The sequence below is a fragment of the Streptomyces sp. NPDC002232 genome (genome assembly GCF_042890295.1).
In the GTDB taxonomy this organism is placed as follows: domain Bacteria; phylum Actinomycetota; class Actinomycetes; order Streptomycetales; family Streptomycetaceae; genus Streptomyces.
In genome coordinates this window covers 279,340-295,597 of record NZ_JBIARV010000001.1, presented here as the reverse complement: position 1 = coordinate 295,597, position 16,258 = coordinate 279,340, and the positions used below count along the sequence as shown (strand labels likewise).

Sequence of the window (16,258 nt, the reverse complement as noted above, 5' to 3'; positions counted from 1 at the left end):
CCCCGGAGAGGCTCGGGACCGGCAGAGGCGCGGCACCCGAGGAGAGGCGACACACCGGTGACGAGGTCCGGGCACGAGTATCTGGAGGGCCTGCGCGACGGGCGCGAGGTCTGGCTCGACGGCGAGCGGGTCGCGGACGTCACCGCCCACCCCGCCTTCCGCGCCTCCGCGGCCTCCTTCGCCGGCCTGTACGACCTCGCCGACGACCCCGCGCACCGCCCCGTCCTCGTCCGGGACGGGGTCCGCCGCGCCGGCCTCGTGCCCCGCTCGTACGAGGACCTCGTCGCCCGCCGCCGCGCCTTCCGCACCACCGCGCGGGCGAGCTACGGCTTCCTCGGCCGCACCCCCGACTACATGGCCGCCGGCACGGCCGGCTTCGCCGCCGCGCCCGCCGTCCTCACCGGCGAGACCTTCGACGGCGCCGGCCAGGCGGTCGCCCTGAACCGGCGGATCACCGAGGACGACCTGCACACCGCGTTCACCCTCACCAACCCGCCCGCGGGCCACGGCGGGGACGACCTCACCCTCCGGGTCGTGCGGGAGCGCGACGGCGGGATCGTCGTCCGGGGCGCCAAGACCATCGGGACCGGCGCGGTCTTCGCCGACGAACTCCTCGTCGGCACCATCGAGCCGCTCGCCCCCGACGACACCGCGCACGCCGTCACCTTCTCCGTGCCCCTCGCCACCCCCGGCCTCAGGCTGATCTCCCGCACCTCCTACGAGGAACGCGCCCGCTCCGTCTTCGACCAGCCGCTCTCCTCCCGGTACGACGAGAACGACGCGATGCTCGTCTGCGAGGACGTCTTCGTGCCCTGGGAGCGGGTCCTCACCTACCGGGACCCGGTCACCACCGGCGCGATCTGGTGGCAGACCCCCGCCTACCTGAACCTGGTCCACCAGTCCGCCACCCGCTTCTGGACCAAGCTGGAGTTCCTCACCGGCCTCGCCATCCTCCTCACCCGCTCGAACGGCACCGACACGCTGCCGGCCGTCACCCAGGCCGTCGGCCGCCTCCTCGGCATGGTCGCCCAGGCCAAGGCCTTCGTCCTCGCCGCCGAGGCCTCCCACGAGCAGGTCGAGGGCGGACGCGGCGGCGTCCGCCCCGGGCAGGAGATCTCCTTCGCCCAGCGGATCATGGCCGGGGAGCTCCACCCGCGCGCCGTCCAGGACATCAAGCTCCTCGCCGGCGGCGCCCTCGTCCAGCTCCCGGCGAGCGGCCGCGACCTCCTGCACCCCGAGCTCGGGCCGCTGGTCCGCCGCTACTTCGCGACGCCCGGCCACCCCGCCGAGGAGCGCATCAAGCTCCTCAAACTCGCCTGGGACGCCCTCGGTTCGGAGTTCGCCGGCCGCCACGAGCAGTACGAGCGCTTCTACCACGGCGCCCCGCACGTCTACCTGACCATGCAGACCTGGGCCGGCTCGGCGGGGGAGTGCGAGAGCCTCGCCCAGGCCTGCCTCGACGGCTACGGCCTGGGGACCACCCGGTGACCGGGCCACCGCCGGGCCCGCGGCGCGGCGCACTCGCCCTGCTCGCCTCCACCCAGCTGCTGCTCATCATGGACACCGCGATCGTCAACGTCGCCCTGCCGTCCGTCGGCGCGGACCTCGGCTCCGGCGCCGACGGGCTGTCCTGGGTCGCCAACGCCTACCTCATCACCTTCGGCGGGCTGCTCCTCCTCGGCGGACGCGTCGCCGACCTCCTCGGCCACCGGCGGGTCTTCCTCGGCGGCCTCGGCCTGCTCGCCGTCGCCTCCGCCGCCGGTGGTCTCGCCCCGGGCGCCGACACCCTCGTCGCGGCCCGCGCCGTCCAGGGCGTCGGCGCCGCCCTCGCCGCGGCCGCCGCCTTCGCGCTGCTCCTCCTGCTCTTCCCCGACGGCCCGCCCCGGCACAAGGCCCTCGGCGCCTTCGCCGCCATGGGCGGCCTCGGCGGAGTCCTCGGCACGGTCCTCGGCGGCGTCCTCACCGACCTCCTCGGCTGGCGCGCCACGTTCTGGCTGAACGTGCTCCTCGCCGCCGTCCTCGCCGCCCTCGCCCTCCGCGTCCTCGCCCCCCGCCCCCCGGCGGCGCTCCGCGGCGGCTTCGACCTCACCGGGGCGCTCACCGCCACCGCCGGCCTCGGCCTCGTCGCCTACGCCCTCGTCGGCGGCGCCGGCGCCGGATGGCTCTCCGCCCGCACCCTCGGCGCAGGCGGAGCGGGCCTGGCCCTGCTGCTCGCCTTCGCCGCCGTCGAGACCCGGGCCGCCGCCCCCCTCGTCCCGCCGGCCGTCCTCGGCCGGCCCGCGCTCCGCCTGGCCAACCTCCTCGCGGCGCTCGCCCAGACCACGCTGTTCCCGATGTTCTTCCTGGTCAGCCTCTACCTCCAGAGCGTCCTCGGGTACGCGCCCCTCGGCGGCGGCCTCGGACTGCTGCCGCTCTCCCTCGTCGTCGTCGCGGTCGCCCCGCAGACCGGCCGGATCATCTTCCGCCTCGGCCTGCACCGGACCATGACCCTCGGCTTCGTCCTGCTGTGCGCCGGAACCCTCTGGCTGGCCCTGGCCCTCACCCCCGACGGCACCTTCGCGAGCACCGTCCTCGCCCCGAGCCTCCTCCTCGGCGCCGCCCTGCCGCTGGTCATGGTCACCACCAACGTGGCCGCCACGGCGGAGGCCGCGCCCGAGGAGACCGGCCTCGCCTCCGGACTCGTCAACACCAGCCAGCAGTTCGGCTCCGTCCTCGGCCTCGCCGTCCTCGTCGCCGTCGCCACCGGCCGCACCGGAGACACCACCGGAGCCGCCGACGCCGCACGCGCCGCCGCCGAGACCGCCGGCTTCCGCGCCGCCCTGCTCACCGGCGCCGCCCTCGCGGCCCTGGCCGCCCTGCTCTCCGTACGCCTCCACCTCCCCGAGCGGGCCGCCGCACCCGAGGACCGGGTGCCCGATCCGTACTGACCGGCGCCGCACCACCGGACCCCCGACCGGACCCGTACCGCGACGCCCACGACACACCCCCCGGAAGTAAGGAGCCCCGACTTGTTCGGCGACCCGCGTCACACGACCGAGGAGATACGCGCGGCCGACCCGCTGGGCGCCGACGCCCTGCTCGCCGCGGTGCCCGCGATGAACGCGCGCGCCGACACCGCCGCGCTGACCGTCGCCCTGCGCGCCCTCGTCCCCGACCTCGAACGGGCCGCGCAGTGGAACGTCGGCGGCGCCCTCGCCGCGATGCGCGACCTCGGCATCCTCCTCGGCTCCCTCAAGCGGCACGGCGTCCAGCCGCTCGCCGCCGTGCCCGAGGCGCTGCCCGTGCTGGAACTCCTCGGCCGCCGCACGGACATGATCCCCCGGGACACCGTCCACCACTACACGACCTGGAACCCCACGGGCCCCCGCCGCCGCAGCTACACCGGCCACCCCATCGAGGCCCTCCTCCAGGACGCCGTGCGGATGGTCTTCCCCGGGCTCGTCGCCGCCCTCGACGACTGCGCCCGCATCGCCCGCCTCGAACCGTACGACCACGGCTTCGCCGCCGCGCTCCACCGCGTCGCCGGCCATGTGCGCGCGATGGTCGACGCCATCGACCTCACCGTCGCCGAGGTCCCGCCCGCGTACTTCGCCGTCACCCTCCGCCCGTACTTCGAGGAGGTCGAGATCGACGGCCGCGACTACCTGGGCCCGGCCGCCGCACAGGTCCCGCTCTGGCTGGTCGACCTGACGCTGTGGCAGTGCGACCGCTCCGACGCCGCCTACGACGCCTTCCTCACCGAGTCCCTGCCGTACGCCCTGCCGTCCTGGCGCGCCTTCCACGCCCGGCACCACGGCGGGATCTCCGCCGTCTCCAAACTGTCGGCGGCCGTCAGCTGGGAGGGCGCCGACCGGCTCCCTCCCGCGCTCCACGACTCCGCCGAGGCCCTCGGCCGCGTCCTGCGGATCCTGAAGACCTTCCGGGCCCGGCACCTCGGCATCGCCCGCAAGGCGTACAGCGACGAGGTGCGGCTGTACGAGGAGGGCAGCGGCGGGGCCCCCGTCGTGCTGCTGCGCTCCATCCTGGACCTGACCAGGGAGAACGAGACCATGGTGCGCCGCGCGACCGCGCGGCGCCGTCCCGCCGGGGCCCCCGTCGGCCCGACGGCCGCGTAGGACAGGCCCCACCGGCGCGAAGGAGCAGTCGAGATGTCCCCCCACCCCCCGTACGGACCCCCCTACGGCCACAGCCCGCACATCGTGATCGCCGGCGGCGGCGTCGCCGGACTCACCGCCGCCCTCGCCCTGCACAACGCCGGATTCGAGCGGATCACGGTCGTCGAGGCCGCCGCCGCCATCCGCCCGGTCGGCGCCGGACTCAACCTGATGCCGAACGCCGTCCGCGAACTCGACGCGCTCGGCCTGCTCGACGCCCTGGAGGCCGGCGCCCTGCGCACCCGCGAACTCCGCTACTACCACCGCTCCGGCGGCCTGATATCCCGCGAACCCCGCGGCCTCGCCGCCGGCTACCGCTGGCCCCAGCTGTCCGTCCACCGCGGCCACCTCCAGCAGGTCCTGGCCGGTGCCGTCCGCGCCCGGCTCGGCGCCGCCGCCCTGGTCACCGGCGTCAAGGTCACCGGCCTCGACACGCTCCCCGACGGCCGCCCCCGGCTCCGCCTGGAACACCGCGACGGCCCCGTCCGCGGCCGGGCCTCCCTCGAACCCGACATCCTGGTCGGCGCCGACGGCATCCGCTCCGCGGTGCGCGCCGCGCTCAACCCGGCGGAGGGCGGGCCCCCGTGGAACGGGATGCTCGTGTGGCGGGGCGTGTCCCGCGTGCCCGCGCGGGCCGTCGGCTCCTTCATGCTCATCGCCGGCGACGACCGGCAGAAGGCCGTCGTCTACCCCATGGGCCGCCCCACCGGACCCGGCCGGGAGGTCCTCGTCAACTGGGCGCTCGCCCGCCCCGCCGACACCCCCGACGCCGCCCGCGAGGACGGCCCGCGCGGCGACTGGAACCGCGCCGTCCCGGTCGAGACGTTCCTCCCGTACTACGAGGGCTGGGAGTTCGACGGGGTCAGCCTCCCCGACGTGCTGCGCGCCGCCGACACCGCGCACGAGTACCCGATGGTCGACCGCGAACCCCTCGACCGGTGGACCCACGGCCGCACCACCCTCATCGGCGACGCCGCCCACGCCATGTACCCCATCGGCTCCAACGGGGCCACCCAGTCCATCGTCGACGCCCGCGCCCTCGCCCACGCCCTCGCCCGGCACCGCGACCCCGCCGAGGGACTCGCCGCCTACGAACGGGAGCGCCGCCCCGCCATGACCGCCCTCCAGCACGCCAACCGGCAGCTCGGCCCCGAGGTCGTCATCAACCTCGCGCACGCCCGCGCCCCGCACGGCTTCACCGACATCCGCCAGGTCATCCCCGCCGAGGAACTCGCCGCCATCGCCGGACGGTACGCCGCCACCGGCGCCTTCGACCCGGCCACCGTCAACCAGGGATCCCCCTACGAGGCCGCCGTGTCCTCCCCCTGACGCCCCGTGGCCCGCCGGGCGGACAGGGCCTACCGTTCTTGGTGGCACACAGCGTGGTGCGCCGCCTCCGCTCCGTACTCGCCTGCGAAGGTGGACAACGTGAAGGCAATCCGTCGATTCACCGTGCGTCCCGTCCTCCCCGACACCCTTCGACCCCTCGCCGACCTCGCGCACAACCTGCGGTGGTCCTGGCACGAGCCGACCCGGGAGCTCTTCGCGTCCCTGGCCCCCGAGGGCCCGGCCGGCACCGATCCCGTCCGGGTCCTGGGCGCCCTGGAAGCGCCCCGGCTCGCCGCGCTCGCCGCCGACCAGGACTTCCTGGCCCGGCTGCGCACCGCCGCCGAGGACCTCGACCGCTATCTGCGCGACCCCCGCTGGTACCAGGGCCGTCCCGGCGACGCCCCGGCCGCCGTCGCCTACTTCTCGCCCGAGTTCGGCGTCGCCGCCGCCCTGCCCCAGTACTCCGGCGGCCTCGGCATCCTCGCCGGCGACCACCTCAAGTCCGCGAGCGACCTCGGCGTCCCGCTGATCGGCGTCGGCCTGCTCTACCGGCACGGCTACTTCCGGCAGTCCCTCGGCCGGGACGGCTGGCAGCAGGAGCAGTACCCCGTCCTCGACCCCGGTGAGCTGCCCGTCAGCCTGCTCCGCGAGGACGACGGCACCCCCGCCCGGATCACCCTCGCCCTGCCCGGCGGCCGCAGCCTCCACGCCCACCTGTGGATCGCCCGGGTCGGCCGCGTGCCGCTCCTCATGCTCGACTCCGACGTCGAGGAGAACGCCCCCGGCGAACGGTCCGTCACCGACCGCTTGTACGGCGGCGGCAGCGAGCACCGGCTGCTCCAGGAGATGCTCCTCGGCATCGGCGGCGTCCGCGCCGTCCGCACCTACACCCGGCTCACCGGCCACCCCGCACCCGAGGTCTTCCACACCAACGAGGGCCACGCCGGCTTCCTCGGCCTCGAACGCGTCCGTGAACTCCAGGGCGAGGGAGTCGACTTCGACAGCGCCCTGGAGACGGTCCGGGCCGGGACCGTCTTCACCACCCACACCCCCGTCCCGGCCGGCATCGACCGCTTCGACCGGGCCCTCGTCGCCCGCCACCTCGGCGAGGACGGCGCCCTCCCCGGCGTCGACCTCGGCCGGATCCTCGCCCTCGGCGACGAGACCCCGCTCGGCGGCGAACCCGGAGTGTTCAACATGGCCGCCATGGGCCTGCGCCTGGCCCAGCGCGCCAACGGCGTCTCCACCCTGCACGGCGCCGTCAGCCGCTCCATGTTCGCCGGACTCTGGCCGGGCTTCGACACCGAGGAGGTGCCCATCACCTCCGTCACCAACGGCGTCCACGCCCCCACCTGGGTCGCCCCCGAGGTCACCCGCCTCGCGCCGGACGCGGGCGACCGGGAGCTGTGGGAGCTGCGCCGCACCCTCCGCGAACGGCTCGTCACCGACGTACGGGAGCGGCTGCGGGCCTCCTGGCGGCAGCGCGGGGCCGCCGCGGCCGAACTCGGCTGGACCGAGACCGTCCTCGACCCCGACGTCCTCACCATCGGCTTCGCCCGCCGGGTCCCCTCGTACAAGCGGCTCACGCTGATGCTGCGGGACAAGGACCGGCTGCGGGCGCTGCTCCTCCACCCCGAGCGGCCCGTGCAGCTCGTCGTCGCCGGCAAGGCGCACCCGGCCGACGACGGCGGGAAGCGGCTCGTGCAGGAACTCGTCCGGTTCGCCGACGACCCGCGCGTCCGCCACCGCATCGTCTTCCTGCCCGACTACGGCATGGAGATGGCCCGCGGCCTCTACCCCGGCTGCGACGTCTGGCTGAACAACCCGCTGCGCCCCCTGGAGGCCTGCGGCACCAGCGGCATGAAGGCCGCCCTCAACGGCTGCCTCAACCTCTCGGTCCTCGACGGCTGGTGGGACGAGTGGTTCCGCCCGGACTTCGGCTGGGCCATCCCCACCGCCGACGGCGCTGCGGCCGCCGACGAGGACCGCCGCGACGACCTGGAGGCCGCCGCCCTCTACGAGCTGATCGAGCGCCGGGTCGCCCCCCGCTTCTACGACCGGGGCCCCGACGGGGTGCCGGCCGGCTGGACGGCCATGGTCCGCCGCACCCTCGCCGACCTCGGCCCGAAGGTCCTCGCCGACCGGATGGTCCGCGAGTACGTCGACCGGCTGTACGTGCCCGCCGCCGCGGCCCACCGGGCGCTGACCCCGGACCGGGCGCGGGACCTGGCGGCCTGGAAGGCCCGGGTCCGGGAGGCCTGGCCCCGGGTGACCGTCGACCACGTCGAGGTCGGCGACGGGCTCGCGGACGACCTCGCCGACGCCGAGCTGGGCGCCACTCCCGTCGTCCGGGTCCGGGTCGCGCTCGGGGCGCTCGGCCCCGACGACGTCGAGGTGCAGGCCGTCACCGGCCGGGTCGACGCCGACGACACCCTGGCGGCCACCCGCACGGTCACCCTCAAGCCGGCCGGCGGCCCCGACCTGGAGGGCCGCCTGCCCTACGCGGGCACCCTGGAGCTCGACCGGACCGGGTCCTTCGGCTGCACCGTCCGCGTCCTGCCCGCCCACCCGCTGCTCGCCCACCCGGCCGAACTCGGCCTCGCCGCCCTCCCGGAGGAGACGTCGGGGGAGGGAGCGGGGGTGCTGCTGCGGTGACGCCCCGGGGGGTGTCCTGAACGCGCGGGCGCCCGGAGGGAAGAGTCCCTCCGGGCGCCCGTTGCTTCGTTCCGGCCTTACGGGAAGGTCAGCTTGAAGCTGTTGATGTAGCCGGTGTCGACCGAGGCCTTGTCCTGGACGCGGAGCTTCCAGACGCCGTTGGCGACCTCGGAGGAGGCGTTGACGGTGTAGGTCTGGTTGATGTTGTCCGCGCTGCCGCCGGCCCGGTTGTGCAGGTTGTAGACGGAGCCGTCGGGGGCGATCAGGTCGACGATCAGGTCGCCGATGTAGGTGTGGACGATGTCCACGCCGACCTTGAGCGTCGAGGGCGCGTTGCCCGTGACGCCGGTGACCGTGAGGGACGAGGTCACCGCGGCGCCGTTGTCCGGGATGGAGACGTCGGCGTCGTTCGTGAAGACCTTGCCGCCACCGGGGCCGCCGGGGCGGGAGCCGACGTTGATCCCGGCCCAGGCGTTCTCGACGGCCGTGACCTCGGCGCTGCCCGCGCCGTACAGCTCGGTGGCCGCCGCGACGGTGCCCGTGCGGGCGCCGGCGTAGTTGGTCGACGAGCCGAACTTGGTGGTGAGCGCCTTGAACCAGATCAGGCGGGCCTTGTCGATGCCGATGCCGGTGACCGGCAGGCCGTCGGAGGTCGGCGAGTCGTAGCTCACGCCGTTGACGACCTTGGCGCCGCTGCCCTCGGAGAGCAGGTAGAAGAAGTGGTTCGCCGGGCCCGAGGAGTAGTGGACGTCGATCGAGCCGATGCCGGAGTACCACGCGTCCTTCGACGCGCCGTCCTTGCTCGGCTTGTCCATGTAGCGCAGCGGGGTGCCGTTGCCGTTGATGTCGATCTTCTCGCCGACGAGGTAGTCGCCCTTGTCGTTGGCGTTGTTGGCGTAGAACTCGACGGCCGCCGCGAAGATGTCCGAGGTGGCCTCGTTGAGGCCGCCGGACTCGCCGCTGTAGGTCAGGTTGGCGGTGGCGGCGGTGACGCCGTGCGTCATCTCGTGGGCGGCCACGTCGATGGACGTGAGCGGCTTGTTGTTGCCCGAGCCGTCGCCGTACGTCATGCAGAAGCAGCTGTCCTGCCAGAACGCGTTGACGTAGGCGTTGCCGTAGTGGACCCGGGAGTACGCGCCGACGCCGTCACCGCGGATGCCGGAGCGGCCGTGCACGTTCTTGTAGTAGTCCCAGGTGAGCGCGGCGCCGTAGTGGGCGTCGGCGCCGGCCGTCTCCTTGTTGGAGGGGAGGCCGTTGCCCCACGTGTCCGTGGTGTTGGTGAACAGCGTGCCGGTGCCGGACGAACCACCGTTGAGGTTGTACGTCTTGTGGTTGCCGCGGCCGGTGTCGGTCAGCGTGTACGAGGGCGCGGTGCCGAGGGTCACCTGGCCGCTGTACTGCGTGTTGCCGATGCCGTTCTCGACGCCCTGCCACTCGTAGAGCTTCGCGCCGGTCTTGGCGTCCGTCACGACGTGCAGCTCGTTCGGGGTGCCGTCGTGCTGGAGGCCGCCGACGACGGTCTCGTACGCGAGGACGGGCGCGCCCTGCGCCATCCACACGACCTTGCGCGGGGCGTGGTCGGCGGCGGTCTTCTTGGAGCCCTCCGCGGCGGCGCGGCCGATGGCCTGCTTCTCCGCGGCGGCCGGGGCGACGGCCGCGGCGAGGTCGACGTTCTTGAGCTCGGCGCGGTTGGACTTGATCACGCCGGTGGTGGCGCCGGCCTTGGTCTCGGCGACGATCAGGTCACCGCCGAGGACGGGCAGTCCGGCGTAGGTGCGCTCGTACCGCGTGTGGGTCGTGCCGTCGCGGTCCTGGACGACGTCGCGGACGACCAGCTTCTCCTGGGCGCCGAGGCCGAGGGACTTGGCCGTGGCGGCCTTGTCCGCGTCCGCCGCCTTGATCAGCGCGGAGCGCTGGGCGGGGGAGAGGTCGGCCGGGAGCTTGCCGGGGTTGGCCTTGCCGGCGGACAGCGCCTTGGGGGCCGCGGCGAAGGTGTCCGTGCCGGCGGATGCGGTGCCGGCCTGCACACCGATGGTGAGCATGGCGGCGGCGGCGATCAGGGCGCCGGTCGCGGTGGCACGGCGGCTGGGCGTGGATCTCACGCAGACTCCTAATGCGAGGGGGGTACCGGCGGCCTTGGGTGAGTCCGTCCGGGCGGTGCAAGGAGAGCTGTGGAGCACGTTCGGGTGAAGCGGTGAACTGTGGTGCGAACAACCGGTGAGAGAGTTGCAGGAATGACGGGGACCTGTCAGGACCGCGTCGGGAAGTTGGCCGGAAATCGTCCGGTGCTCGTGGGACCGTGTTCGTTAACCGGACGTTTCGCCGATCATGGCCGCGATGCCGCCCCACGTTCGCAGGAGCGGCGTTCGACGGGTCTCCGACGGGCTCGGCCCGCCGTGTACGTCACGGGTGACCCCGCCGAGGAGGGGATACGGAGGAGCCGGCGCCCTCCCGGGGCGGCGTGGCGCGTTCTCTACCCTCCACAGGCCCTCCACACGCCCTCCGCACGCCCGCGCTCCTCCGCGCCCGCTCTTCCGCACCGGTCCGCGCCCGCTCCTCCGCGCCGAGCCGCCCCGCTCCTCCCGGCCCCTCCGCGTCCGCTCTCCGCGCCGCGTCCGCTTCCCGGGGCCGTCCGGCGGTGCCCCCGCGCCCGCCGGACCCTCAGCCCACCAGGCTGTCCCGCCAGGCCTGGTGCAGGCCCGCGTAGTGGCCCTCGCCCCCGACCAGGGCCGACGGACGGCCGTCCTCGACGATCCGGCCCGCCTCCATCACCAGCACCCGGTCCGCCACCTCGACCGTGGACAGGCGGTGCGCGATCACCACCGCCGTACGGCCCGCCAGGACCGTGTCCATCGCCCGCTGCACCGCCCGCTCGCCCGGCACGTCCAGCGAACTCGTGGCCTCGTCCAGGATCAGGACCGCCGGGTCCGCGAGCAGCGCCCGGGCGAAGGCCACCAGCTGGCGCTGGCCCGCGGAGATGCGCCCGCCGCGCTTGCGGACGTCCGTGTCGTAGCCGTCCGGGAGCGCCGTGATGAAGTCGTGCGCCCCGATCGCCTTCGCCGCGCCCTCGATCTCCGCGCGCGTCGCGTCCGGGCGTCCGAGCGCGATGTTGTCCGCGACCGTGCCCGAGAAGAGGAAGGCCTCCTGGGTCACCATCACCACGCTGCGCCGCAGGTCGGCCGTGGTGAGGGCGCGGAGGTCCACGCCGTCCAGCTCCACAGCGCCCGAGGTCGGGTCGTAGAAGCGGGCCAGGAGCTTCGCCAGGGTCGACTTGCCCGCGCCCGTCGCGCCCACCACCGCCACCGTCTGGCCCGCCGGGATCGTCAGGTCGAACACGGGCAGCACCTCGCCGCCCGTCCGGTAGCCGAAGCCGACGCCGGAGAAGGTGATCCGGCGGCCGCCCGAGCGGGGCGGCAGCTCCTGGGGCGCGGTGGTCTCCGGGACCCCCGGCTCCTGCGCGAGCAGGCCGGCGATCTTGGCCAGGGAGGCCGCGGCCGACTCGTACGAGTTCAGGAACATGCCGAGGCGGTCGATCGGGTCGTACAGGCGGCGCATGTAGAGCACCGCCGCCGCGAGCACGCCCAGTTCGAGCGAGCCCGCCGCCACCCGGTAGGCGCCCCACAGGCACATGCCGGCGACCGCCGTGTTCGCCACCAGGCGGGAGCCGACCACGTAGCGGGCCATCTCCAGGAGCGCGTCCCCGTTGCTGCGCTCGTGGCGGTGGTTCAGCCCCGCGAACTCGGCGTCGTTGGCGTGCTCCCGGCGGAACGCGCGGACCGGGCGGATGCCGTTCATCGTCTCCGCGAACTTCACGATCACGCCCGCGATCGCCGTGGAACGCTCCGCGTACACCCGGCCCGCGCGGGCCCGGTAGAGGCGCACGAGGAGGTACAGCGGCAGGAAGCTCGCCACCGCCACCGCGCCGATGCCCCGGTCCAGCCAGAGCAGGATCAGCGAGATCGACACGAAGGACAGGACCACGCCGATCAGTTCCTGCAAACCCTCCTGGAGCAGCTCGCGCAGGGACTCGACGTCCGTCGTCGAGCGCGAGATCAGCCGGCCCGAGGTGTACCGCTCGTGGAAGTCGACGCTCAGCAGCTGCGCGTGGCGGAAGATCCTGCCGCGCAGGTCCAGCAGCACGTCCTGGCTGATCCTGGCCGCCCCGCGCACGAACACGTACTGGAGGAGGCCCGAGAGCCCCGCGCACAGCAGATAGCCGAGCGCCACGGCGACCACCGGGCCGTGGTCCCCGGCGCGGAAGGCCGGCACCCCCCGGTCGATGGCGTACGCCACGAGCAGCGGGCCCGCCTGGAGCGAGGCCTCCCGGAGCAGCAGCACCAGCGCCGCCACCGTGAGTCGGGCGCGGTGGGTGCCCAGCAGGGAGCGGAGCAGGGCCCCGGTCGCGCCCCGGGGCGCCGGGAGGTCGTCGCGGTCGAAGGGGTCGGCCGGGGTGTCCGTCATCGGTTCTCGGTCCCTTCGCCGGACATCAGCCAGGCGTACTCGGTGCTGGTGCGCAGCAGTTCCTGATGGGTGCCCACGGCCGTGATCCTGCCCCCCGAGAGCAGCGCGACCCGGTCGGCGAGCATCACCGTCGACGGGCGGTGCGCCACGACCAGGGCCGTCGTCTCCCGCAGGACCTCCCGCAGGGCCGCCTCGACCCGGGCCTCCGTGTGGACGTCGAGCGCCGAGAGCGGGTCGTCGAGGACCAGGAAGCGGGGCCTGCCGACCACCGCCCGGGCCAGGGCGAGGCGCTGCCGCTGGCCGCCCGACAGGCTGAGGCCCTGCTCGCCGACCTGGGTCGCCGCGCCCTCCGGGAGCCGGTCGACGAAGCCGTCGGCCTGCGCGACGCCCAGGGCGCGCCGGAGCTCCGGGTCGCCCGCCCCCTCCGCGCCCATGAGCACGTTCTCCCCGACGCTCGCCGAGAACAGCGTCGGCTCCTCGAAGGCCATCGACACGAGGGCCCGGAGCTTCCGCCGCTCCATCAGGGCGATGTCCTCGCCGTCGAGGAGGATCCGGCCGGCCGTCGCCTCGTGCAGGCGCGGGACCAGGGCCGTGAGCGTCGTCTTGCCGGAGCCCGTGCCGCCGACCAGGGCCAGCGTCTCGCCGGGGCGGATGTGCAGGTCGATGCCGTCCAGGACCGGCGGGGTCCCGTCCGGGGCGTCCGGGTAGCGGAAGGTGACGTTCTCGAAGCGGACCCCGTCCGGTGTGCCGGGGGCGTCGGTCCCGCTCGTCTCCGGTTCCTCCGGGGCGTCCATCACCTCGAAGTAGCGCTCCGTCGCGGTCGCCGCCTCCTGGCTCATCGCGAGCAGGAAGCCGATGGACTCGACCGGCCAGCGCAGGGCCAGGGCCGTCGACAGGAACGCCACGAGGGTGCCCGCCGACAGGTTCCCGTCCGCGACCTGCACGGTGCCCAGCACCAGGGCCGCGCCGATGGCGAGCTCCGGCACGACGGTGATGACCGCCCAGATCATGGCGAGCAGCCGGGCCTTGGCCAGTTCCGTCCCCCGCAGGCGTCCGGCGAGGTCGCGGAAGGCCCGCGCCTGGCTGCGGTGCCGGCCGAAGCCCTTCACGATCCGGATGCCGAGGACGCTCTCCTCGACGACCGTCGTCAGGTCGCCGACCTGGTCCTGCGCCGCGCGCGCCACCGCCCCGTACCGGCGCTCGAAGAGGTTGGAGACCAGCACCAGCGGGAGCACGGGCGTGAGCAGCAGCAGGCCGAGGGACCAGTCCTGGGCCAGCAGGAGGACGTAACCGGCGAGGATCGTCACGCCGTTGACCAGCAGGAAGGTCAGCGGGAAGGCCAGGAACATGCGGACCAGCATCAGGTCCGTCGTACCGCGCGAGAGCAGCTGGCCGGACGCCCAGCGGTCGTGGAAGGCGATCGGCAGGCGCTGGAGCCTGCCGAACAGGTCGGCGCGCATCCGGGCCTCCACGGAGGACAGCGGACGCGCCACCAGCCAGCGGCGGTAGCCGAAGAGGACGGCCTCGGCGATCCCGAGGAGCAGCAGATACAGCGCCCCCAGCCACACGCCCCCGGGGTCCCGGTCCGCGACCGGGCCGTCCACCAGCCACTTCAGGACGAGCGGGATCACCAGCGACAGACAGGAGGCGACGATCGCGACGGCCGCGGCGGTGAACAGCCGGACCCGCACGGGCCGCACGTACGGCCAGAGACGGAGGAGGACGCGCACGGTCGAACGGTCCGGGGGGTCCGGACGGTCCGAGGGGGCCGGACGGTCCTGACCATGCGGGCGGTCCGGACCGTCCGTGCGGTCCGAACGTTCCGGACGGTCCGGGGGCGGGGGGAGTGGTTTCTCGGGCATCAGGTCCGACCCTACGGTTCGCCCCTGTCGCGGCTCATCCGGTTTTCGGTCGTACCCCGGCATCATCCGATCGGCCGATGCCGGTTCGAGCGCGATGGCCGATGGGCGGGAGCGCGCCCGCTCGGCAGTCTGGGGACATGACAGCGATCGAGGTGCGGGAACTGCACAAGGCGTACGGCGGCCGGAAGGTCGTCGACGGGGTTTCGTTCGAGGTCGGCGAGGGGGAGATCTTCGGGATCCTCGGCCCCAACGGCGCCGGCAAGACCACCACGGTGGAGTGCGTCGAGGGACTGCGGACCCCCGACGCGGGGACCGTGCGGGTGTGCGGGTACGACCCCGGCACCCGGCGCGACGAGCTCACCCGGGTGCTCGGGGTCCAGCTCCAGGAGAGCGACCTCCAGGCCAAGCTGACCGTCCGCGAGTCGCTCGACCTGTACGCCTCCTTCTACGAGCGGCCCGCCGACCGACGGGAGCTCGCCGAGCGGCTCGGACTGCTCCCGCACCTGGGGACCCGCTTCGCGAAGCTGTCCGGAGGCCAGAAGCAGCGGCTGTTCATCGCCCTCGCGCTCCTCGGCCGCCCCCGGGCCGTCGTCCTCGACGAACTCACCACCGGTCTCGACCCGCGGGCCCGCCGCGAGGTGTGGTCGCTCGTGGAGTCCCTCCGGGACTCCGGGGTGACCGTGCTGCTCGTCACGCACTTCATGGAGGAGGCCCAGCGGCTCTGCGACCGGATCGCCGTCCTCGACCGGGGACGGATCGCCGCGCTCGACACCCCGGAGGGGCTGATCGGGCGGGCCTCGGCCGCCAAGGAGATCTCCTTCGACGCGGACACCCCCCTCTCCTCCGAGGCCCTGCGGGCCCTGCCCGGCGCGGTGTCCGTCACCACGGCGGACGGCCGGACGGCCGTCGCCGGAACGGAGGAGACCGTCGCTTCCTTCGTCTCCCTCCTCGCCCGCGAGGGCGTCACGGCCGGGCAGCTCCGGGTCGCCGACGCCACCCTCGACGACGCCTACCTCGACCTGACGGGAACCGACCGATGAGCGCCTCCAGCCCCGCCGCGACCGTCCTGCGCACCGAGCTCCGCCTCTTCGGCCGTGAACCCGCCGCCCTGTTCTGGGTGATGCTGTCGCCCACGGTGCTGCTCGTGGTCCTCGGCCTGATCCCCTCCTTCCGGGAGGCCTCCGAGGACCTCGGAGGACGCCGGGTCATCGACGTGTACGTACCGGTCGCCGTCCTGTTCGCCCTGATCATGGCCGGGCTCCAGGCCATGCCCCCGGTCCTCGCCGCCTACCGCGAACGCGGCATCCTGCGCCGGATGTCCACCACCCCCGTCCGGCCCGCGACGCTGCTCACCGCCCAGCTCGTGGTGCACGGGGCCGCCGCGCTCGTCTCCTCGCTCCTCGCGATCACGGTGGGCCGGCTCGCCTTCGGCGTCGCCCTCCCGGAGAACCTCGCGGGATACGCCGTCGCCCTGCTGCTCGCCGTCGCCGGGACCCTGGCCCTCGGGGCGGCCGTGTGCGCGGTGTCCCGGACCCAGAAGATCGCCACCGCCGTCGGTTCGGCCGTCTTCTTCCCCTCCATGTTCACGGCCGGCGTATGGGTGCCCGTCCAGTCCATGCCGGATACGCTGCGCCGGATCGTCGAGTTCACCCCGCTCGGCGCCGCGTCCGAGGCCCTCGACGCGGCCGCCTCGGGCGGCTGGCCCGCCGGCGCGGCGCTCGGGGCTATGGCCCTGTGGACGGCCGCGCTGACCGGCGCCGCGGTGCGCTGGTTCCGCTGGGAATGAGAGAAGGGGGC

At 74.3% G+C, this 16,258-nt stretch carries 8 protein-coding genes and 1 pseudogene; 7 read left to right on the top strand and 2 right to left on the bottom strand.

The features are described from left to right. Nucleotides 1-57: 57 nt before the first annotated feature. From ACFYXU_RS01280 to glgP, 5 genes are all read left to right on the top strand, one after another. Nucleotides 58-1,488 (top strand): 4-hydroxyphenylacetate 3-hydroxylase family protein, encoded by a 1,431-nt coding sequence (locus ACFYXU_RS01280; protein ID WP_376514801.1) that lies wholly within the window; start codon nucleotides 58-60, stop codon nucleotides 1,486-1,488. Next, nucleotides 1,485-2,927: an MFS transporter gene (locus tag ACFYXU_RS01275; protein ID WP_376514803.1), complete on the top strand. Its 1,443-nt coding sequence runs from the start codon at nucleotides 1,485-1,487 to the stop codon at nucleotides 2,925-2,927. The genes ACFYXU_RS01280 and ACFYXU_RS01275 overlap by 4 nt, the downstream gene beginning before the upstream one ends. 81 nt (nucleotides 2,928-3,008) lie before the next feature. Beyond that, nucleotides 3,009-4,115 (top strand): monodechloroaminopyrrolnitrin synthase PrnB family protein, encoded by a 1,107-nt coding sequence (locus ACFYXU_RS01270; protein WP_376514805.1) that lies wholly within the window; start codon nucleotides 3,009-3,011, stop codon nucleotides 4,113-4,115. A 33-nt stretch (nucleotides 4,116-4,148) separates the two neighbouring features. Continuing rightward, a complete protein-coding gene (locus ACFYXU_RS01265; protein ID WP_376514807.1) occupies nucleotides 4,149-5,483 on the top strand; it encodes an FAD-dependent monooxygenase in 1,335 nt (444 codons plus the stop codon). Nucleotides 5,484-5,582: 99 nt separating this feature from the next. Beyond that, nucleotides 5,583-8,138: an alpha-glucan family phosphorylase gene (gene glgP / locus ACFYXU_RS01260; RefSeq protein WP_376514809.1), complete on the top strand. Its 2,556-nt coding sequence runs from the start codon at nucleotides 5,583-5,585 to the stop codon at nucleotides 8,136-8,138. Between the two features lie 77 nt (nucleotides 8,139-8,215). On the opposite strand, the gene ACFYXU_RS01255 is transcribed toward glgP, so the two are convergent. After that, complete coding sequence (locus ACFYXU_RS01255; RefSeq protein ID WP_389456159.1) at nucleotides 8,216-10,240, bottom strand: M4 family metallopeptidase; 2,025 nt, start codon at nucleotides 10,238-10,240, stop codon at nucleotides 8,216-8,218. Between the two features lie 559 nt (nucleotides 10,241-10,799). Further along, nucleotides 10,800-14,329 (bottom strand): annotated as a pseudogene (locus ACFYXU_RS01250) (ABC transporter ATP-binding protein). 269 nt (nucleotides 14,330-14,598) lie between these two features. On the opposite strand from ACFYXU_RS01250, the gene ACFYXU_RS01245 reads away from it, so the two are divergent. Next, nucleotides 14,599-15,501: an ABC transporter ATP-binding protein gene (locus tag ACFYXU_RS01245; protein WP_389456157.1), complete on the top strand. Its 903-nt coding sequence runs from the start codon at nucleotides 14,599-14,601 to the stop codon at nucleotides 15,499-15,501. Next, nucleotides 15,498-16,247 carry an ABC transporter permease gene (locus ACFYXU_RS01240; RefSeq protein ID WP_376515359.1) on the top strand — a complete coding sequence of 250 codons (750 nt, stop codon included), beginning with the start codon at nucleotides 15,498-15,500 and terminating at the stop codon, nucleotides 16,245-16,247. Before ACFYXU_RS01245 ends, ACFYXU_RS01240 begins: the two co-directional genes overlap by 4 nt. Nucleotides 16,248-16,258 lie beyond the last annotated feature (11 nt).